This is a genomic window from Brevibacillus fluminis (assembly GCF_003710825.1).
Classification (GTDB): domain Bacteria; phylum Bacillota; class Bacilli; order Brevibacillales; family Brevibacillaceae; genus Brevibacillus_D; species Brevibacillus_D fluminis.
The window spans coordinates 82,131-102,820 of record NZ_RHHQ01000005.1; the positions used below are offsets into that span (position 1 = coordinate 82,131).

The following is a 20,690-nucleotide window of genomic DNA, read 5'->3' on the forward strand; positions in this document are numbered from 1 at the left end:
GTTCTTTTTGTTGTTTTCACCACTCCCGCACCATATACCCGACGCCGGGATAGGTCACGATCAGATTGCTCTCCTGATCCACCTGTTTGATCTTTTGCCGGACGCGGGCGATCGCGACGCGTAAATATTCAACATCATCGCGATACTCGCTGCCCCAAATGTCGCTGAGCAATTGCTCATGTGTCATCACTTTGCCGGCATTTTGCAGCAGGAGCACGAACAGCTTGTACTCCGTATCCGTGAATTTGATTTCCGTATCATGCAGCCAAATCCGGCGCTGACCGAGATTGACCGTCAGCGGGCCATTCTGCAGCTCGCTTATGCCAATCGGGTTCACCGGCCTGCTGTCGGCGCGGCGCAGAACGGCATTGACGCGGGCGAACAGCTCGTCGAGTGCGAACGGCTTCGTCAAATAATCATCGGCGCCTTCGTTAAGCCCTTGCACTTTGTCGGTGGAATTGCTGCGGGCGGTCAGAATGATGACCGGCACGTTGGAAAAGCTGCGGAGCCGCTTCAAGACCTCGAAACCGTCCATGCCCGGCATCATGATGTCGAGCAGGATGAGATCAGGGTCAAACAGGTCGATCTGGTCGAGCGCCTCCGAACCGCTGGTGCAGGACGCGGTCTCGAAGCCGATTGATTTGAGATTGGCTGAGATGAAGCGGATGATTTTAGGCTCATCATCCACGATCAAAATTTTGGGTTTCTTCATCGTTATCACCGTCATGTAAAGAGTATAGAGGAACGGATAAAGTAAATGCGCTGCCGGTACCCTCTTTGCTTTCCACGGCAATCCGACCGTGGTGCGCTTCCATGATCCCTTTGCTGATCGCGAGGCCGAGGCCGGTCCCGCCGGTAAGACGGCTTGCGGTCACATCCACCCGGTAAAACCGGTCGAAAATTTTGTCGAGATGATCGCCCGCAATGCCGATACCGTTGTCCTCCACGCGGATGTGTACGAACCGTTCGTCACCGGTTGCGGTCACACGGATGTGCGGCTGCTGCTGGTTATAGCGGAGCGCATTGGTGTAAAGATTGACGAGCACTTGTTCAAGCCGGTTTTTGTCCCCGTGAATCAAGGGGAGGTGCGGCGGGATGTCCGCTTCAAAGATGGCCGCCTCCTGCTGTGCTTTTGGCAGGCGCCGCCACGCTTCCTCGACGATCGGCCGCACTCTGAGCGGCTCAAGGGAGACATGCAGGACGCCGGACTCGATTTTGGAAATGTCCAGCCATTCATCGATCAGCTCCTGAATTCTGCCGATGTCTTCATGCACGCCTTCCAAAAGCTCCCGTTTGAACTCTTCGTCCCATTGTGCATCGCGGCGCAGCAAAGTTTCTACACTGCCCTTGATGCTTGTAATCGGCGTTTTGAATTCATGGGAAGCCAGTGAGATCAGATCGTTTTTGAGCCGATCCACGCGCTGCTCCAGCTCCGCGTGGCGTTTGGCGAGAAAGGCGCCGATGCCGAGCGTGACCAGAAGGGTAAGCACAATGAGCAGGGAGCTCGATTCAAGCGATTTGAAAAAGGCCGCGTTCACCGCCGAGGTCGATTTGCTGACCCAGACGATCCAGTTTAGATCGGGAATGACGTGATAGGCTACCAATTCATCCTGCTTGCGGATGCTGGAATAGAACGTCCCCAGCCCTTGCCCGTTTTCACGCGCGGCTTTTACGACTTCCTCGCCGGATAGGTCACGGATGACGGTGCGAATGCTGGCATCAGGGTGGTAGATCGCTTTGCCCCGGTTGTCCAGCACCACCGGATAGGCGGACGGACCGTAATCGTATTGGGTGACCAGCTTGACCACCTGGCTGACATCGAGCGTTCCGATAACACTGCCCGCGAAATGGCCGCTCGTATACAAGATCGGCACCGCAATCGTGATCAGCGGCTTCGCTGGCTTTTCTTGCGACAAAAAGACTGGTGAAATGGTTGGGCTGCGTGTTGCAGCTACCTGTTGAAAATAGTCGCGGTCATGAAAGTCAGCATGGATCAAGCCTTGCTGAGCCTTGGAATGATAAGCGATGGTTCGGCCCTCGCTATCGGTTGCGTACAGCGTCGTAAACCCGGCGAAATGGCCATTCACCGACTGCAGCAGAGAGGTGATGCGCCGGGGGTCCCGATCGGGCGTGGAAGCGATGTCGGCAGCGATCGTCTCGACTGCAGTGCGATGGTAAAACACGTAGGTTTCGACGGCATCCGCCATCCGCTTCATGGAATCGAGCTGGTTGCGCGTATATTCTTGTGACAGTTGATAAATTTGCACGACCTGGATGCTGCCCAAGAGCACAATCGGGATCAGGGCGATGATCGCGATGATCCAGGTCAGGTGAGAGCGCAGCGTGCGAGGCTTCACAACGATTTCTCCTCATTCATGTGGGTAGAATTGCTAGTTACGATGATGGCATAGAAGCATTGGGAATACAACTTCCAGATAAAGAAAAAAGGCCGGGGAAGGTTCCCCAGCCAAACAATCTCTCACATTTAGGCAAGTGTGCGCATGTATTCAGAAACTTTTTGTAAGCCTTGACGCAGCATTTCGGTCTCGCACGCGTACCCGATCCGCGCCCAGCCCTCCAGATCGAAGCAAGCCCCTGGCGTCATGAAAGCACCTGTTTCTTTGAGCAAGCCTTCGCAAAATGCGACCGATGAAACAGGCAAATCGTATTTGAGCATCGCTGTCGTACCGGCGCGCGGCTTCACATACGAGATCAAAGGCTCCTGCGCCACCCATGCATCCAGAATTGCTAGATTGTCCTTGATGATCTTGCGATTGCGGCTCATGATGCGGTCATAGTTTTTCAATGCATGAACGGCAAGGATGTCATCTAGCATGCCGACGCTGATTGTGTTGTAGTCGCGGTGCTTGATGCATTCGGCAATCACATCGCTTGGTCCGGCGATCCAGCCCAGGCGCAGACCAGCGAGGGAAAGTGCTTTGGACATGCTCGACGTGCTGATCCCTTTTTCGTACAGGTCAGCAACTGATGGAACGACCAGATCATCATCCTGAAGCAAATTACGGTACACCTCGTCACACAGGAGGTAGGCGCCGCAGGAGCGGGCAATCTCGACAATTTGCTCCAGCAGCTCACGCTCGATGATGGCGCCGGACGGGTTGTTCGGATTGTTGATGCAGATCAGCTTGGTATTTTCGTTAACCAGGGAGCGCAGCTCTTCTGGGTCAGGCAGATAGCCATTTTCCGGCTTCAAATGGAGCAAATCTACCGTTGCGCCAAACGAGCGCGGCACTTCATAAATTTGCTGGTAGGTCGGATGGACAGCGACGACATGGTCGCCTGGCTTCACCAAGGAATAGAACACCAGGAAGTTAGCGGCGATCCCGCCGTTCATTACCAGGACGTTATGCGGGTCGACGGACTTATACAGATTGGCGACCAGCGACTTGAACTCCGGCGATCCTTCGATATGACCATACGTCAGTTTTTTCTTGGCGAGGGAACGGAAAAACTCGTCCGGATCAGTGCCATCGATGCTGATCAATTCCTCGACGGTGAGCGAATCGACGCATGTTTCCGCGATATTGTATACCGCGCTCATCTCATACTTGTTCATCCAATCCTCTACTGCAAACAACTTGATATCCACTACAAATCCCCCTTTGTCACAATGTTTTGTTTATAGCGTAGCGACCGTGCCGATTCCTTTTTCTTGGGCTTGTGCCAAAACGTAATCAGCCGTGATCAAATCTTGCAAGGCAATGCCGGTGCTGTCGTAAATCGTGATGTCTTGGTCCGAAAGGCGACCCGGCGTTTTGCCCAAAATGACGCTGCCGATTTCGGCGACGATTTCTTCTTTGGCCAGCAGCCCTTTTTTCACCGCCACTTTCGTTTCCCCGACATTGACTGCTTGTGTTACATCATCGACGAAGACACGTGCAGACGCAAACAGCTGCTCATCGATTTCCTGCTTGCCCTCCATGTCGGCGCCGATGCAGGAGAAGTGTGTGCCCGGCTTTACCCATTCCTTCATGATGATCGGCTTGCGGGACGGCGTCGCCGTGATGATGATGTCTGCCTGCTCCGTTGCAGAGCGGATATCATCTGTGGCCGCGTACTCGATATCGATGCGGTCGAGCAGCGTGTTATATAGTTCCTGGTCATACTTATACGGAGCCAAGAACTTTTCCTTCAAGTGATTTTTCACCGTCGCGCAGAAAGCGGCGGCTTTTTCATACGAATTCGCATTGTAGACGGTCACTTTCTTGATATGCTTCATCGTCATCAGCGTGGCCATGATTTCATAGGATGCCAGATGACCGGAGCCTACGAGCAGCAAATGCTCCGATTCGGGTCTGGCCAAATATTTTGCACCGATTCCGCCGGCGGCGCCTGTGCGCATCAGGGTGACAGGCTCGCCACTCATCATGCCTTTTGGGACGCCCGTATTGCTATCGAGGACCATGACAAAGCCGACGAGGGCAGGCAAGTTTTTGGATGGGTTATCGCCATACCAGCCAACGAGCTTCAAGCCGAAAATGTTGGCCCCGGTTAGGTGGCCCGACTTGATGTCCATGTCCGCTTTGCCTGGAGCAAATTCGTGGAACACCATCGGGAAGAGTGAAGCCTCGTTTTGTTCCTTTAACGTATAAGCGCGCTCTACTAGCTCAATCACATTTTTCATATCAAGCAGTTGCTGCACGCTTGCTTGGTCGATTACTCTGAATGGAAACATTGCGGTTCCTCCTTACCGGAATAGGTGTGACTGTTATGGCTTTGACTTTAGCATAGAATAAAATAATAATTAAATTAGCGTATTTTATAGTAACCATTGAGAACGTACGAAACGAATTGCGTTTGGGGGGAGACAGATGGAGCTTCGAACGTTAAAAACCTTTCAGGTCGTTGCGGATCAGCTGAATTTGACCAAAGCTGCTGAGCTGCTTGGATATACACAACCTACCATCACCTTGCAAATACAGACGCTGGAGCGGGAGATCGGCCATGCTCTGTTTAATCGGGTGGGGAAGAAGACATTCCTGACACCTGCGGGGAAGATGATGAAACACCACGTCGACAAGCTATTCGGGGTCGTTTCCGAGATGGACAAGGCGATCAAGCTGTTGGATGGCCCATACGGAACACTGGTAATCGCTGCGCCGGAATATTATTGGACGCACTACTTGTCCCAGCTGATACGGTCCTACGTCAGCCACCATCCGCAGGTCAAATTAAAGCTCGTCTCTTGCAACAGTGTGGATGCGATCCGCATGATCACGACGAATGAAGCCGATATCGGCATCATTGCCGGGCATAGCGACAGCCAGGAGATTGAAACGCGACTCTTGGAAAAAGAAGAGCTGGTGGTCGTCACTACGCGGGAAATCTATGAAAAGCACGACCGCTCCTACATCATGGAGCATTACCCCTTTATTTATAAAGAAAGCTACAATCTGGCCGGTTTGAACCACCACTCAATCACGGAGATCGACTACCATCCTGCCACAGCAATTGAGAGCAGCAGTGAAGAAGCGATTAAGATCGCGGTGCTGAACCAAACGGGGGTGGCGCTGATCAGCGCCAATTTGATCAAAAATGAGCTGGAATCGGGCGCGTTGGTACCGCTGTACCGCCTCGATCAGCGCTTGGATACGTATTTGATCCATTTGAAAGACCGGGCGGATGAGAACACGATCCGCTCCTTTGCCGAAATGGTCATCGAAGGCTGGCAAGAGGCAGGCGGAATCAGCTGATTCTTGTATGTTTTTGGAAGGACGATACTCGTTGGAGAGCGTCGTCCTTTTTTTCTGAAAAATGTCTCGACGTTTTTCATTAGATTGGATGTGACCGCTTGCTGTGAAGGAATTAAGATGTTTAATAGTTACCATTGAACATCTCAATTAGTTGAGGAGGGTAGGGTGTGCTACCATGTAAAAAAACCAAAGATTTCGACAAAGGAGGCTTGAATCAGCATATGGGTCAATCTAATCTTGCAGTCAACGCACCACAGAAGAAGAAAGCCCGAGAGATCAATGTGTTTGTCTTGCTCTTGATTGTGCTTTTAGTCGCAGCGGTTTCCACGTATGTTCTCCCCTCGGGCGAGTATACGCGGCAAGATGTGAACGGACGCAGCGTCGTAGTGCCCGACACGTACAAAGCGATTGAAGCGAGCCCGGTCAGCTTGATGGGACTGATTGGTTCCATCCATACCGGGATGGTAGAGGCATCGTCCATTATCTTTTTCGTTCTTATTATTGGTGGTACTTTTGGTATTCTAACGGCAACAGGCACGATTGAAGCGTTTATTTCAACACTTTCTCGAAAGCTGGCGAACCAGGAAAAGTGGCTGATCCCGATCATGATGTTGTTTTTTGCGTTGGGTGGAGCCTTGATGGGGATGGCAGAGGAAACGTTGGCTTATCTCGGTATCATGATTCCGCTTGCCATTGCGCTTGGCTTTGACGTGATGACCGGCACGGCGATCGTGCTCATCGGGGCTTCCGTTGGTTTCACGACAGCAGTTATGAATCCGTTTACAGTGGGGATTGCGCAAGGGATTGCCCAGCTTCCTCCTTTTTCTGGAATGGGTTACCGGATTGTATTGTTTGTAGTGATGTATCTGGTTTCGGTATTTTTCGTCTACCGCTATGCGATGAAGGTGAAGCGCGATCGCGGCTACGGCTTTTTTGCAGATGGAAAATACGACAAGGCCGAGACGGCCAATGTGAAACTGGAGACGCGGCACAAGATCGTTCTGGGCTGCTTTTTGTTGAATTTCGTCGTTTTGGCGTATGGTGTCGTCAAATTTGAATGGTTCATTACTGAAATCGCCGGATTGTTCACACTGCTTGGGATTGTGATCGCAATCGTTGGCAAGCTTTCGCCAGGTGAAACAGTCAACGCCTTCATGAAAGGTGCTTCCGGACTGATCTCCGGTGCGCTGATCATCGGGGTGGCGAGAGCGATTGTCGTGATTTTGACGAATGGTCACGTGATTGATACGATTCTGTATAATGCGTCATCGGCAATTCACCATTTGCCGCCATCGCTGTCCGTCGTGGGAATGTATTTGCTGCAAAGCGTAATTCACTTGATCGTTCCTTCCGGCAGTGGACAAGCGGCATTGACGATGCCGATCATGGCGCCTTTGGCTGACTTGGTAGGGGTGACGCGGCAGACCGCTGTGCTGTGCTTCTCCATGGCGGATGGGATCGGCAACATCATATTCCCGACATCGGGCTACTTCATGGCTGGTCTCGCCATTGCGGGAATTCCGTGGAGCCGCTGGGCCAAATGGATTTTGCCATTGATTTTGACACAATACGCAATCGGATTGGTTGCGGTAATCGTGGCTCAACTGATCGGCTACGGGCCATTTTAACGGGAGGCTTGCATTATGCAAAAAATGATTTCTGCAGAACTCGGTGAGTGGGCGATTGCCCACCGCCGTTACTTGCATCAGCATCCTGAGTTGTCAGGTGAGGAATACCAGACACATGCTTATATCAAACGCCATTTGGAAGAGCTGTCCATCGAGATTTTGGATTATCAGGCACCCAGCATCGTCGGTTACCTCAAAGGGACGGACGGCAGCAAAACCATCGCACTGCGTGCGGATATCGATGCGCTGCCTGTGATGGAAGAGGGCGACAAAAGCTATCTTTCCAAAGTGCCCGGCATCGCCCATGCATGTGGACATGACGGACATACGGCCGTTTTGCTCGCCGCAGCGAAGTGGCTGTCGGAGCATCGCAGCGAGGTGAAGTCGAATGTGGTCTTCATTTTCCAATCGTCCGAAGAGCGGGAGCCGAGCGGGGCGGAAGCGCTGGTTCAGCAGGGTGTGCTGGAGAATGTCGACGCCATCTTTGGCATTCATCTGTGGCAGCCTTTGGCAAAAGGACTGATCGGTGCATGCCACGGTCCGATGATGGGGGCTTGCGATGAATTCAAGATTACGATTGAAGGAAAAGGCGGGCATGGCGCGATGCCGCATGAGACGGTCGATCCGATTTTCATCGCCAGCCAGATCGTAAGCGGCCTGCAATCGATCGTCAGCCGCACGCTGAGCCCACTGCAGTCGGCCGTCGTGACGGTAGGCAAGGTCGAGGCGGGCAGCACCTTCAACATCATCCCGAACGAAGCGGTAATGCTCGGGACGACGCGCAGCTTGACAGTCGAGACGCGCCAGCACATTTATGACCAGATGAAGCGGATCGTAGAGGGGATTCCTGTAAGCTTTGGCGCGACCGGACAGATGGAGTACTACTGGGGAACGCCGGCGGTCATCAACGATCGGACACAGAGTCGGTATGTGGAAGATGTGGTCCGCGAGACGTTTGGTGATGCGGTCTACGCAGCCGATATGGAGCCGACCTTGGCTGCGGAAGATTTCGCCCACTATTTGGTGAAATGCCCTGGCGCCTTCATTTTCGTCGGAATGGGTGGGGAGGCGAGCGCCTATCCGCATCATCATCCCCGCTTTGATATTGATGAAGACGTGATCCCGTCCGCCATCGAGCTGTTCATCCAGCTCGTCCTGCGGTTCGGCTGATCCGCTGTTACAAAAATAGCTTCAGGAGGTACGAAAGATGTTGAATGTTTCCTTGCTAAGTGTACTGCAAGCGAAAAAGCGAATTGAACACGAAGTGCTAAAGACACCACTGCTCGCGTCTCCCATCTTGTCCGAACATGTCGGTGCAGATGTGTGGCTCAAGCTGGAGAATTTGCAGAAAACCGGATCGTTTAAGCTGCGGGGAGCGACAAACAAAATCGCTTCGTTGACGGAGGAGGAGCTTGCACGCGGCGTGATTACCGCATCGGCGGGAAACCATGCCCAAGGCGTGGCTTATGCTGCGAAGCGAAAAGGCGTGTCCGCCCTGATCGTCGTGCCTAAAACCGCGCCTGAGACGAAGCGCGCTGGCATTCAGCGGTACGGGGCAGAACTGGTCGTGTTTGGCGACAATTATGATGAAGCTGAGGTGCATGCGTACAAGCTGGCAGAGGAGACAGGCAGAACGTTTGTCCATGCCTTCGAGGATAACGAGATCATTTCCGGACAAGGAACGGTCGCACTGGAAGCGCTGCTGGAAGAGCCGGATTTCGACGCGATTGTCGTCCCTGCGGGAGGCGGCGGCCTGATTTGCGGCATCGCAACCACAGCGAAAGCACTCAATCCGGCGATCGAGGTCATCGGTATCCAAACCCATGCCTCGCCGCCGTGGTACTATTCGTTTAAAGAAGGCAAGCTGGCCGATGTCGAATACAGCGACTCGCTCGCCGACGGCCTGCACGGCGGCATCTCCCAAGGTAATCTTGACCTGGCGCTGAAAATCGTCGATGACTTCATATTAGTAGAAGAGGAGCAGGTCGCTCATGCCATGTACTGGCTGGCCAAAGAGCACCACTACATGGTCGAAGGCTCCGGCGCAGTCGGCATCGCTGCCCTCTTGCACGGCCATCTTCCTCACCTGAAAGGCAAAAAAGTGCTCACGATCGTAAGCGGAAGCAACGTAGACGCCGCTAAGCTTGGCAAAATCATCGGAAGCTATTCTTAATGCAATTGGCAATCAAAAGAAACCGTCAGGGGAATCTCCCGGGCGGTTTTTTCATTTTTACATTTTTTCATTTATCCCCTACAGTACCGAAGGATTTTTGAAAGAAAGCGGAACGGAAGCCTTTACGATGCCCACCAGGCGGAGCGAATCAGCGGGAAACGCTTTGCGCCACATCTACTTCCTGAGATACACCCGCCGCGCAGCGTGTGGCTTTGGGGTGCAGTTTCCCGATGATTTGCGGAGCCGTTCTCCCCGACCCCCAGCAGGCATCGTAACAGCTTCCGTGGAGCTTTCTTTCAAAAATCCCTGCGCTTTTTTTCACATACTCTTAAGCTTTTTGTAAGATTTGCTTTACAGACTCATAAGGACTGGGGGGTAGGATGACATAGAACAAGAAAACAACCAAAAAACGAGGAGGCTTCACCATGAAAAATCGAAAATTGTTGACGGCAGGATTGGGAGTTGGCATCAGCAGCATTGTGTTGCTCACGAGCGCTTACACCGTAATGGCAGATACATCTTCAGGCTACGACCTCTATAAATCGGCAATCAAGCAAACACACGCTGCGAAAAGCATCACAGCGGACGTAAACGTCTCGCTGACTGATAATGGGAAAGAACTGCTGGCCGTGCAAGGAAAAGTGAAAAACGAGGAGGCTGCCAATCTCGGTAGCGGCAGCGTGAACATCAAGACGAACGGAACCGCACACGCGGTGCAGTTTTACCGCCAAGCCGATCAGGTGGTGCTGAAAACGGATGACAGCGACAGCTACAAAGTGTTGAAGCCGGACGCAAATGAACAGCACAAGTGGAAGCAGCACCATAACGCCAATGAAGATGGAACCAACCCAGGTGCCGAAAAAGTCATCGATGCGCTGATGACCAATCTGCAAAATGACATCCAGGTTACACAGGCTTCCGGTGGTGGCAAAGAAGTTTCCCTGCATCTGACCCAACAGCAAATTTCGCCGGTCGTTCAAGCGCTTGGCTCGGTCGTTTTGCAACATGCAGCGAACCATCAGGAGCTGGCAACTGGTGAGGGCCAAGACGAACTGGACCGTCATGCTCCGCAGTTCGCAAAAGATTTGAAACCCGAATTGCCTAAACTGACGCAAGACATCGTCGTGAAGCAAGTGGACGTAAAAGCGGAGATTTCGCAGGACAACTATGTGGACCAGCAAGAAGCAACGCTCACGGTATCGGGTAAAGACGCCAGCGGTGCTTCCCATGAGGTGGTACTGACGATTCATGCAGACTTGTCCAACTTTGGGGATACGAAGGCAGACACAGTGGATTTGACGGGCAAACAGGTCGAAACGATCCAAAAACACTAAAGCAAGATCATAAATCGATGGGAGCGCAGAACGCCAGCACGCACGTCAAGGCGATCTGCGCCTCCGTTATATGATGAACGGGAGGGAGATGCAGCATGGAAGCCGTTTTGGAAGTAAAAGCTGTAACCAAGCGGTACCGATCGGACAGGGGCATTGACCGCGTGTCGTTTACCGTCTACAGCGGGGATATTTTTGGCCTGTTCGGCCCGAATGGGGCTGGCAAAACGACGTTGATCAAGAGCATCACCGGTTTGTGCCGGGCAGACGCGGGTCAGATCGCGATTTTTGGCCATAGCCTCACGGAGCAGTTCGAGCAAGCGATGGAGCACGTCGGCTGCATCGTGGAAACCGGAATTTCGCACGATTATTTGACACCGTACCAAAATCTGCAGCTCGTAGCGCGCTATTATCCGGAGGTCACCCGGGAGCGGATTGACGAAGTGCTGGAGCTGGTCGGGTTGTCTGCGCACAAGCATGAAAAAGTGAAGGGCTTTTCCTCCGGGATGAAGCAGCGGGCGGCCTTGGCGGCGGTGCTGTTGCCCAAACCGCGCCTGGTCATCCTTGATGAACCGACGACGAGCCTCGATATCGAAGGAGTCCGCGATTTCCGCCTGATTGTCAATCGGTTGGCGCAAGAAGAGCAGACCACGTTTCTCATTTCCAGCCATTCGATTCATGAGATGGAGCGCATGTGTAACCGGATCGGCATCATGTATGGCGGCGTGATGGTAAAAGAAGGTCTCGTCAGCGATCTTCTGTCCGACGGGCAGACGCTCGAGGATGTTTATTTGTCCCAGATCGACCAGGCAAAGGGGGCGTAACGACAATGGGAAAACTGTATGCAAGCATAGCAAATGAAACGCAGAAGATGCTGGCGCAAAAGACGACCATTGCCTTTTTGGCACTGACGCTCCTGCTGCCGCTGGGTTCGGCGCTGCTCATCACGTTTGTGAAAACAAACGCTGCGATTCAGATCATGGCCGGCTCCAATTTTGCCATGACGATGCTTTGGCTGTATGTATCATTTTGCTTGCCCTTATTCGTATTCATGTTCGCAGCCAATCTATTCGTCGGCGAGGCGGGAGACCGTTCCTTGCGTCTGGCCTTGCTGAGTCCCGTCTCGCGGCTAAAGGTGTTTTTGGGCAAATTGACGGCGCAAAGCCTGTTCATCGTGGTAGGACTTGCACTGATGTATCTTGCTTCCGTTCTTTTTGGAGGGTTTTTGCTGCATGAGTGGAATATCGATGAGTGGATGCCGATTTTGGGCGCGTACAGTTTGGCAGCGATTCCGATGATGGTCTTGGGCGCCTCTGCAGCATGCGTGGGACAGCTGTTCCGCAGCGTGGGCGGCGCACTGGTATTTGGCCTTTTCGCGTACGGTGTGGCCAAAATCATTCCTTATCTGTCGCCTGCTATCGGAAAGGTGCTGTTCACGAACTATACGGATTGGTACACGTTATGGCTGGGAGGAACAGCTACGGGTGGACGCTTGTTGATGATCGCAGTGATTTTACTTTCCTCTGCGGTGCTGTTCGTTTCGGGCGGCTATTACCTCTTTGAGAAAAAAGAAATGTAAACGAGGGATTCGCATGTCAATCCGGGTGAGATTGCTGTTATCGTATATCGCGATGCTAGTGGTACCGATTTTTTTCTTCATCGTGGCCGTCTTTTTCATCGTGCTCGCTTTTTTGGGCGATATCAAAAGCGCGAAAGACTTTTATCAGATCGATTTTGGCAATGATGAATCGTTTTCGCGCGTAGTCGCTGGCGATCAACAAATTTTGACGGAGCTGGTGGGGATCGCTAAGTATGCACCGCAAACATTTGCGGATCAGCAGTTTCTGCGCGATCGGGATCAAGAGCTGAATGCGATCAAATCCGGACTTATCATTCGCAGCGGCAATGAAATTACGTATGTGTCGCCTGCGCTGAATTCCCCAGAGCTGCTTGCCCAACTGCCCGGGTACGGAAGCGGCTCCATGAAGCACAAAAATGACGATCTGATACTGAATCAAGATTCGTATACGTATCAGCAGCGAGATGTGCTGGTGAACGGTAAGGAACAGGTGAGCGTGTTCGTCCTGAAAAATTCCGGCCACTTCCAGCAGCTGGCCCATCGGTTTTTTCCGCTGATTTTCATCGCGCTTCTGGTCGCCCTGGCTTTGACTAACGGCTTACTGACCTACTGGGTATCACGCAGCATCCTGCGTCCGCTGGGTGCGCTAAAGCAGGCTACCGAGCAGATCAAGGAAGGCAACCTCAGCTTCAAGCTGGTGCCGCAAACGAAGGATGAAATCGGAGCATTGAGCGTGGCGTTCGAAGAGATGCGCGGAAAGCTGAAGGAATCGATCGAGCTGCAGCTGCAGTACGAGGAGAATCGCAAGGAGCTGATCTCCAATATTTCGCATGACCTAAAGACGCCAATCACCGCGATCAAAGGGTATGTGGAAGGCATCAAGGATGGCGTCGCCAATACGCCGGAAAAGCTGGACAAATACTTGACGATCATCGATAGCAAGGCGACGGCGATGGACCAGCTGATCGAGGAGCTGTTTTTGTTCTCCAAGCTGGATTTGAAGCGGTTGCCGTTTACCTTTGAACAGGTTGATATCAATGAGTATTTGCAAGATTGCACGGAGGAGCTACAGCTGGAGCTCGAGAAGCGCGGCATCGCCGCCACTTTCCAGCCGTCGGTAAAAAGCCCGCTGTTGTGCACGGTGGACCGCGACAAGCTGAAGCGCGTCATCACCAACATTGTGGGGAACAGCGTGAAATACATGGATCGCGAGCATGGCCGTATCACGCTTGCCGTGCAGGAGGAGAAAGATATGGTACAGGTGCAGATCGGAGACGACGGGCCAGGCATCAGCGCAGAGGCGCTTCCCTTCATTTTTGAACGGTTTTACCGCGCAGACCAATCGCGCAATACGAGCACCGGCGGAAGCGGATTAGGTCTTGCAATCGCCAAGCAAATCATCGAAGAGCATGGAGGCCGTATATGGGCCGAGAGCGGGTCGAATCGCGGCACACGCATTTCCTTTACATTGCGCAAAACGGAGGGGTGACAATACGTGAAAAGAATTCTGATCGTCGAAGATGAAGCAAGCATTGCGGAGCTGCAGCGCGATTACCTGGAAATCAGCGGCTACCACGTCGACATGGAAAACACGGGAAAAAGCGGCTTGGAGAGGGCGTTGGCCAATGACTACGACCTCTTGATTCTGGACGTTATGCTGCCTGAGATGGATGGCTTCGAAATCTGCAAGCAGGTGCGCAGCAAAAAGGATATCCCTATCCTGATGGTATCGGCCAAAAAAGAAGATATCGACAAAATTCGCGGCCTTGGCTTGGGCGCGGATGATTACATTAGCAAGCCGTTTAGCCCAAGTGAACTGGTGGCGCGGGTGAAAGCGCATCTCTCCCGCTATGAGCGTCTGATCGGCGGGCAGACGGTGAAAAAGGAAGAAATCTCGATTCGAGGGCTCACGATCGACAAAGCGTCGCGCAGGGTGTTCGTGAACGGGAAAGAAGGGAGCTTCACGACAAAGGAATTTGAATTGCTCGTGTTTTTGGCTAGCAATCCGAACATCGTTTTCAGCAAGGAGCATTTGTTTGAACGCATTTGGGGAATGGACTCGATGGGCGATGTGACTACTGTGACCGTCTTCATCCGCAAGCTGCGCGAAAAAATCGAAAGCGATCCGTCCAACCCGCAGTATATTGAAACCATTTGGGGTGCGGGATACCGGTTTAATGTATAAATGAAAAAGCACCTGGGGAATCGTGTTCCGTCGGGTGCTTTTTGTTTTTAGTGTACGGAGAGTGAGTGTCGATTGATCAAGGCTGACTGGTTGCACTAGCGGAATCAATCAGCTTTTCCACGATTGCAGGGAGCAGGGTGATCGCGGTGCTGTCTGTCCCGTACGTTTGGCTGTCGGCATAGGTGCCTTCCATCAGCAATATCAGCGTGTACGCCAGCTCGCACGGATTGGCTGCCCCAAGCGCGGTGACGATTTCGGCGAATTTCTCGTACAGCTCTTTTTGATGCGCACAGACCAGCTGCCGCGCAGGATGATTTTTATCAGGGAACTCGACGGCGACGTTCAGAAAGCAGCAGCCGCGGAACTTCTCCGCAGACGCTTTCGCAGCCAGGTCTCGAAAAAACTGCAGGAGCTGCTGTCGGGGCTCACCGGGATGCTTCGCCATGCTCGTTTCCCATTCGTCGCGGAATGCGGCCTGTTTTCGTTCCAGATAGGCCAGAACCAGATCGGTTTTCGATGAGAACTGGCGGTATACGCTCATTTTGTTGAGTCCGGCCTGCTCCACAATCGCATCGACGCTCACCGCGTGTACGCCTTCTCGGTAGAAAAGCTCATCGGCAGCATTCAGGATGATTTCCTGTGCTTCGGCGCGGGGGACACGATTTTTTTTAGTCGTCATTGCCTTCACTCCAGATGATTATAAATTCCACACGTCCGCTACGATTTCGTACGAGCGGAGGCGTTCCGCGTGGTCATATATATTGGAGGTTATCATAAATTCGTCGGCTTGTGTTGCATCCAACAATGATTGCAGCCCTTTTTGGACCGTTTCCGGACTGCCGATGACAGACGAGCGCAGCTGTGCGTTCAGCGTCAGTTTTTCAAAATCTGTCCATAGCTCCTCGATGTTGTCGACAGGTGGCTGTATTGGCTTCAAATCGCCCCGGATGAGGTTGAGGAACGTCAAATAGAGGGAGCTGGCCAAATAGCTGGCACGCTCGTCCGTATCGGCAGCGACCACGTTGACCCCGAGCATGGCATATGGCTCATCCAACACCTCGGATGGACGGAACGAATTGCGGTACGTATGCATCGCGGTTTGCATGTAATTCGGCGAAAAATGACCAGCGAATGCAAAGGGCAGCCCCAACTGTCCGGCCAGTCTTGCGCTAAAATCGCTGGAGCCGAGCAGCCAGATCGGGATGTCCAGTCCTTCGCCAGGGATCGCCCGTACGCCTTTTGCCGGCTCATCTTCCGGGCGTGGACGCAAATAGTCGCGCAGCTCCTCTAACAGCTCGGGGAAATCGTCGCCCGTGCTTCTCAAATCGCGTCGCAGCGCACGCATCGTCCGCTGATCGGAACCTGGCGCGCGTCCCAGTCCCAGATCGATGCGTCCTGGATAGAGAGAGGCCAGCGTGCCGAATTGCTCCGCGATGACCAGCGGGGCATGGTTCGGCAGCATGATGCCGCCTGAACCGACGCGCATTGTCTTGGTGCCGCCTGCGATATGCCCGATGAGCACCGAGGTTGCGGAACTGGCGACGCTCGGCATGCTGTGGTGCTCAGCCAGCCAGTAGCGGTGAAAGCCCCAATTTTCTACGTGCTGGGCCAAATCGAGGCTGTTGCGGTATGAATCGGATGCTGTGCCGCCCTGTACGATCGGGGAAAGATCGAGGACGGAGCGTTTGATGTCGCGAAGAAGTTTCGTGCTTTCAGACATGGTGAAAAATCTCCTTTGCCAGTGTATTTATGATTTTGTTACTGATTAGTCACAAAAGGTATGTACCTGTCATCATACGTACTGGGTAGTAACATGTCAAGCTGGCGATGTTCAGCTTGAGCACAGCCAAAAGCGGCAGGCTGCGCCACATCGAAAAAAACCGGCGCTTCGCAAATGGAAGCGCCGGTTTCGGCATGCAGCGACTGTTCTTCAAGCAGAAGGAGTACGGCTCGCGCGCGAACGGGAGACAGGGACCGCCGTGAAATAAAAATAGACGAACGCGATGACGCTGACAGCCGTAACGATCCAAACCAATGCGGGCGAGACTTTGTCCCACAGTCCGGTCAGCGAAAGAAAAGCGGGGATGGCTGCCGTTACCCACGATTGGATCAACGTGACCAAGCCGGTATAGCGGCCGATCTCTTTTTTAAGCCCCAGCAGGATGAAGAAGAGCGTCCAGAGAAACGCCCACATGAGCCAGATGATGCCGAATTTATAGTCACCGAATTGAATGAAATTCACCAAGGAGTAGCCGACTGCCAAAATCGCCACCCACAGAGAGTACCAGCCGACACCGCTCGTATCCAGCTTGCACAGGTTGGTGATGCCGACGTACAGATAGGTGAAGCCGAATAGAAAAATGCCTGAAGCCCCAAAAATGACGTCTGTGTCGCCTTTTGCCGTCATGATCAGATAAAGCGGTGTGATCACCTGGAGCACGCCGACAAACAGGTTGAAGATGCCCGCGCTTTTTCCTTCCACTTTGCCCAGAAGCATGATGCTGTTGAGAAACAACACACCTCCAACGTACAACAGCCCGACGTTTGACATCGGCTATCCCTTCCTTTATGTGCTCAATGCCCGACCATCCATGGGCGCTTGGCAGCATGATGATGGGTATGGTTCGCTTTTCCGTGCGTGTGGCCATGGCAGCTGCTTCCGTCATGCGCATGCGCGTCCTTTTTTACGATCTTGGGCTCGACCCCGCGTTCAATTCGCTGGCGCACCGCTTGTGGCGTCATGATCAGACCGGGGGCCGAAAACATCCGCCGGGCGCTTTGCTCACAGACGGGACAGCCGACATGAGTGGTCACCTCGCTCATGCTCATCCAGCGAATAAACGGTCCGCACTCCTCGCACAAATACTCGTATCTCGGCATGATAGCAGCTCCTTTGCAAAATCTATTTATCCAAGTGAACGGTGGAACGGAGCAGGGCGAGTCACCCCGCCCCGCAGTCGGTTATTTCGGCAAAATGTTGCGGTCGAAGATGCTGGTCGGAATGGAAAGCGTGCAGCACGCATTCGGGATATCGACGATGCCGGCGATTCTTCCCTCGACAGGAGCAGTGCCGAGCAGCATATACGCTTGCTCGCCAGTGAAGCCCATGGCGGTTTTTAAATATTCGATCGCGTTCAGGCAGGCGTTGCGGTAGGCGACATGTGCATCCATATACAGCTGCTCGCCTGTCGTCTCGTGGACGGAAATGCCTTCAAAAACAAGGTATTCCGTGTAGTTTGGCTCCACCGGACCTGGCTTGAACACCGGGTTGTTGACGATGTTGTATTTGGCCATCCCGCCTTTGATGACATCGACGTGCAGATCCATCCAGCCGGCCATCTCGATGCCGCCGCAGAAGGTGATTTCGCCGTCACCCTGCGAGAAGTGGAGGTCGCCCATCGACAGCTTGGCGCCATCGACATAGACAGGAAAGTAAATGCGGGTGCCTTTGGAAAGGTTTTTGATGTCGCAGTTGCCGCCGTGCTCCCGAGGAGGAACAGTACGCGCCGCTTCTCTGGCGATCCGTTCGAATTCTGCTCCCTTCAGCTTGCCGAGCACCGCGCTGTGCGACGTGGGCAAATTGGCGAGAGGTGGGACGCGCTCCGGATTTTTCGCGACCAAATCACTCTCGCGCCGGTTCCATCGATCTAACAGCTGGTGAGAAGGAGCCGTACCGATCAGCCCGGGATGGAGGATGCCAGCGAATTTGACCCCCGGAAGATGGCGGGAGGTGGTGTAGATGCCGTGGAAATCCCAGATGGACTTGGCTGCCTGCGTGTAGTGATCGACGAGGAAGGAGCCGCCGTTTTCTTTGGCAAAGATCCCGTTGAAGCCCCACTCGGAATTGGGTAGGGCGCCGATGTCAAGGATGTCAACCACCAGCAAATCGCCGGGTTCTGCGCCATTTACCCACACCGGACCGCTGAGCACATGCACGCGATTGAGGTTGACATCGCGAATGTCAGAGGGATCGTCATTGTTAGCGATTTGGCCATCCGTCCAGTCTTTGCACTCCATGCGGAATACAGCGCCCGGATTGACCGAAACCGTTGCGGGAATATCGGGATGCCACCTGTTGTGGCCGGGGGTCTCCTGCTCTTCCATCGGCTTGTTCAAGTCAACGCGAAACAATACATCAGGCATGCTACGTCCTCCTTTTTTCTCGACAGAGATTAGTTACGTACAGTCATTCCTTAAAAGCAAATGACGTGCCACCATGATGGGGGATTGTTTCGCGTTGACGGTTCATCCCTTATGATTAGCAGGTAAATTTTTGAATTTACATATATTTGAATGGCAATTCCTGTATACTGGATAGAAGCGTTTGTCCCAAAACGGGGCACGGCAAAACGCTTTCTTTTGTTACGAATCGCGTTCTTTTTCACATCAGCATCGTTCGTTGTCGGTCGCTTTGGTATGTGCCTCAAAATCGGACAGTGTATCATGATCGGACAATCAAACTTTTTGCTAAGGAAGGGCTGCGAGTGAAAATGATTCAAGTTGGCGTGCTGCTCTCGTTTTCCGGAATTACCTCCGTCACCGAGCGTTCACACCATCGCACGATTTATTCGGCATTGTACGATCATTCTCTGCCTCAAATCTCCGCTTCTGTTCCAGTGGAACTCATCATGCGCGACATGCAAGCGAGCCCCGTCATATGTGCCGCTCAAGTACGGCAAATGGCCCAGCGCGGGATCAAGATTTTCATGGGAATCGTCACCTCGGCATGTCTGAACGCAATCCGCCCCATTCTCGACCAGTATGATTGCCTTTTATTCTGCTTTATGCCAAGCGAAGAAGAGCAGCCCAGTCGGCAGCTGCCGCAGCAAGCGCGTGGGACAGCCGCTACATCTCGATCTGGTTGCACTCCATCCGTGGAGCAGCACCAATGCAGCACCAGCCTGCTGCTCGCGGCATTAACGGATGTGCAAGCATTTTTGCCGCTCACTTGGCTTGGGTACCTGTGCGGAAAAACCTATGCCGCATCGCTCGGGCATACGTACAGGGAATTCATCTCAGACGTTTGCCGCCACATACATACAGGAAGCGATACGCAAGCCGCCGATTCCTCCCCCTTTCCTGCCATTCAGACGAAAAGCCAACGCTATCGAGTTGAGCTCCAATCAGCGCGCATCGCAGCTCACTCGGCGACCAATACGTTGCTTTTGGGAGAGACGGGGGTTGGAAAAGAAGTGCTCGCCCGTGCGATCCATGCGTCAAGCATGCGAAAGCACAGCCCGTTTATCAGTGTGAATATCGCAGCTTTGCCGCGTGAGCTGGTGGCAAGTGAGCTGTTTGGGTACTGTGACGGCGCTTTTACAGGTGCGAAAAAGGGTGGGCAAATCGGTAAATTCGAAGCCGCGAACGGCGGCACTTTGTTTCTCGACGAAATCGGGGAGCTGCCGCTCGATCTACAGGTGGTGCTCCTGCGCGTGCTGGAGGAGCGCAAAGTGACGAGGCTTGGCGATCATGACGAAAAGCCGGTAGACGTCCGAATCATCGCAGCGACCAATCGGGTATTGGAAAAGGAAGTGAAGAGCGGTCGGTTTCGAGCCGATCTGTACTACAGGCTGAATGTGCTGCAAATCCGCATTCCGCCGTTGCGGGAGCGCAAGGAGGACATTGTGCCATTGGCGGAGGTGCTTCTCAAACAGCTTCGCGCCCAGTACGGGACAGGGCCGGTCGGCATCAGCTTGGAAGCGCAGGAAGCCTTCCTCTCGCATGACTGGCCCGGGAACATCCGTGAGCTGCGCAACGTGATGGAGCGCGCTTTTTTGCTGGCAATCCATGAGACGACGATTTCACCCGGACATTTGCCGAATGAATGGATTGTGAGAGATGGCGGTGGGGAGACGTTCAGAGGAAGTGTGCCTATGCTGCGCGACATGGAACGGCAGACGATCCAGCAGGCGATCGCAGCGACATCATCGCTCAGCGCCGCCGCTAAAAAGCTCGGGATCGCCCGAAGCACCCTGTACCGAAAGATGGCGGAGCTTGAAATGGGGCAAGAAGGGCTTTGGCCTGCCCAAAAGCAGGGCAGAGGCAGAATATAAAAAGAAAAACCCTGTGGCATCGCGACA

19 protein-coding genes are annotated in these 20,690 nt (G+C 53.3%); 10 read left to right on the top strand and 9 right to left on the bottom strand.

Features of this window, described 5'->3' with window-relative positions; translation table 11 throughout:
• Positions 1 to 16 precede the first annotated feature (16 nt).
• The 4 genes from EDM56_RS05025 to EDM56_RS05040 form a co-directional block, all read right to left on the bottom strand.
• Entirely contained in the window at positions 17 to 712 is a 696-nt protein-coding gene (locus EDM56_RS05025) for a response regulator transcription factor (RefSeq protein WP_122916799.1), read from the bottom strand.
• The gene (locus tag EDM56_RS05030) at positions 681 to 2,357 is read right to left on the bottom strand and encodes a sensor histidine kinase (RefSeq protein WP_122916800.1); all 1,677 of its coding nucleotides are present in this window, start codon (positions 2,355 to 2,357) and stop codon (positions 681 to 683) included. The genes EDM56_RS05025 and EDM56_RS05030 overlap by 32 nt, the downstream gene beginning before the upstream one ends.
• A gap of 128 nt (positions 2,358 to 2,485) precedes the next feature.
• Positions 2,486 to 3,610: an aminotransferase gene (locus EDM56_RS05035; protein ID WP_122916801.1), complete on the bottom strand. Its 1,125-nt coding sequence runs from the start codon at positions 3,608 to 3,610 to the stop codon at positions 2,486 to 2,488.
• A gap of 30 nt (positions 3,611 to 3,640) precedes the next feature.
• Positions 3,641 to 4,696: an ornithine cyclodeaminase family protein gene (locus EDM56_RS05040; protein ID WP_122916802.1), complete on the bottom strand. Its 1,056-nt coding sequence runs from the start codon at positions 4,694 to 4,696 to the stop codon at positions 3,641 to 3,643.
• 136 nt (positions 4,697 to 4,832) lie between these two features.
• Between EDM56_RS05040 and EDM56_RS05045 the strand changes: the two genes are divergently transcribed.
• The 9 genes from EDM56_RS05045 (at position 4,833) to EDM56_RS05085 (ending at position 14,610) form a co-directional block, all read left to right on the top strand.
• Positions 4,833 to 5,714, top strand: coding sequence for a LysR family transcriptional regulator (locus tag EDM56_RS05045; RefSeq protein WP_122916803.1), 882 nt, complete (start codon positions 4,833 to 4,835; stop codon positions 5,712 to 5,714).
• 221 nt (positions 5,715 to 5,935) lie between these two features.
• Entirely contained in the window at positions 5,936 to 7,342 is a 1,407-nt protein-coding gene (locus EDM56_RS05050; protein WP_122916914.1) for a YfcC family protein, read from the top strand.
• Between the two features lie 15 nt (positions 7,343 to 7,357).
• On the top strand, positions 7,358 to 8,512 hold the full coding sequence (locus EDM56_RS05055; RefSeq protein ID WP_122916804.1) for a M20 metallopeptidase family protein: 1,155 nt from the start codon (positions 7,358 to 7,360) through the stop codon (positions 8,510 to 8,512).
• A 37-nt stretch (positions 8,513 to 8,549) separates the two neighbouring features.
• Positions 8,550 to 9,515, top strand: coding sequence for a threonine ammonia-lyase (locus EDM56_RS05060; RefSeq protein WP_122916805.1), 966 nt, complete (start codon positions 8,550 to 8,552; stop codon positions 9,513 to 9,515).
• A 425-nt stretch (positions 9,516 to 9,940) separates the two neighbouring features.
• Positions 9,941 to 10,849, top strand: coding sequence for a hypothetical protein (locus EDM56_RS05065; RefSeq protein WP_122916806.1), 909 nt, complete (start codon positions 9,941 to 9,943; stop codon positions 10,847 to 10,849).
• Positions 10,850 to 10,944: 95 nt separating this feature from the next.
• The gene (locus EDM56_RS05070; protein WP_122916807.1) at positions 10,945 to 11,670 is read left to right on the top strand and encodes an ABC transporter ATP-binding protein; all 726 of its coding nucleotides are present in this window, start codon (positions 10,945 to 10,947) and stop codon (positions 11,668 to 11,670) included.
• A 5-nt stretch (positions 11,671 to 11,675) separates the two neighbouring features.
• Positions 11,676 to 12,425, top strand: a complete 750-nt coding sequence (locus tag EDM56_RS05075) for an ABC transporter permease (protein ID WP_122916808.1) — start codon at positions 11,676 to 11,678, stop codon at positions 12,423 to 12,425.
• Positions 12,426 to 12,438: 13 nt separating this feature from the next.
• The gene (locus tag EDM56_RS05080) at positions 12,439 to 13,914 is read left to right on the top strand and encodes a sensor histidine kinase (RefSeq protein WP_122916809.1); all 1,476 of its coding nucleotides are present in this window, start codon (positions 12,439 to 12,441) and stop codon (positions 13,912 to 13,914) included.
• Between the two features lie 6 nt (positions 13,915 to 13,920).
• The gene (locus EDM56_RS05085; protein ID WP_122916810.1) at positions 13,921 to 14,610 is read left to right on the top strand and encodes a response regulator transcription factor; all 690 of its coding nucleotides are present in this window, start codon (positions 13,921 to 13,923) and stop codon (positions 14,608 to 14,610) included.
• A gap of 76 nt (positions 14,611 to 14,686) precedes the next feature.
• Here the strand turns inward: EDM56_RS05085 and EDM56_RS05090 are convergent, their stop codons facing one another.
• The 5 genes from EDM56_RS05090 to fmdA all read right to left on the bottom strand — a co-directional run bounded on the left by EDM56_RS05090 (position 14,687) and on the right by fmdA (position 18,753).
• Positions 14,687 to 15,289 carry a TetR/AcrR family transcriptional regulator gene (locus EDM56_RS05090; protein ID WP_122916811.1) on the bottom strand — a complete coding sequence of 201 codons (603 nt, stop codon included), beginning with the start codon at positions 15,287 to 15,289 and terminating at the stop codon, positions 14,687 to 14,689.
• Positions 15,290 to 15,307: 18 nt separating this feature from the next.
• Entirely contained in the window at positions 15,308 to 16,330 is a 1,023-nt protein-coding gene (locus EDM56_RS05095) for an LLM class flavin-dependent oxidoreductase (RefSeq protein ID WP_122916812.1), read from the bottom strand.
• 210 nt (positions 16,331 to 16,540) lie between these two features.
• Positions 16,541 to 17,161 (bottom strand): AmiS/UreI family transporter, encoded by a 621-nt coding sequence (locus tag EDM56_RS05100; protein ID WP_122916813.1) that lies wholly within the window; start codon positions 17,159 to 17,161, stop codon positions 16,541 to 16,543.
• Between the two features lie 23 nt (positions 17,162 to 17,184).
• Positions 17,185 to 17,490, bottom strand: coding sequence for an FmdB family zinc ribbon protein (locus EDM56_RS05105; RefSeq protein ID WP_122916814.1), 306 nt, complete (start codon positions 17,488 to 17,490; stop codon positions 17,185 to 17,187).
• Positions 17,491 to 17,571: 81 nt separating this feature from the next.
• On the bottom strand, positions 17,572 to 18,753 hold the full coding sequence (gene fmdA / locus EDM56_RS05110) for a formamidase (RefSeq protein WP_122916815.1): 1,182 nt from the start codon (positions 18,751 to 18,753) through the stop codon (positions 17,572 to 17,574).
• A gap of 347 nt (positions 18,754 to 19,100) precedes the next feature.
• Here fmdA and EDM56_RS05115 point away from each other — a divergent pair, with 347 nt between their 5' ends.
• Complete coding sequence (locus EDM56_RS05115; protein WP_246009273.1) at positions 19,101 to 20,663, top strand: sigma 54-interacting transcriptional regulator; 1,563 nt, start codon at positions 19,101 to 19,103, stop codon at positions 20,661 to 20,663.
• Positions 20,664 to 20,690: the final 27 nt, after the last annotated feature.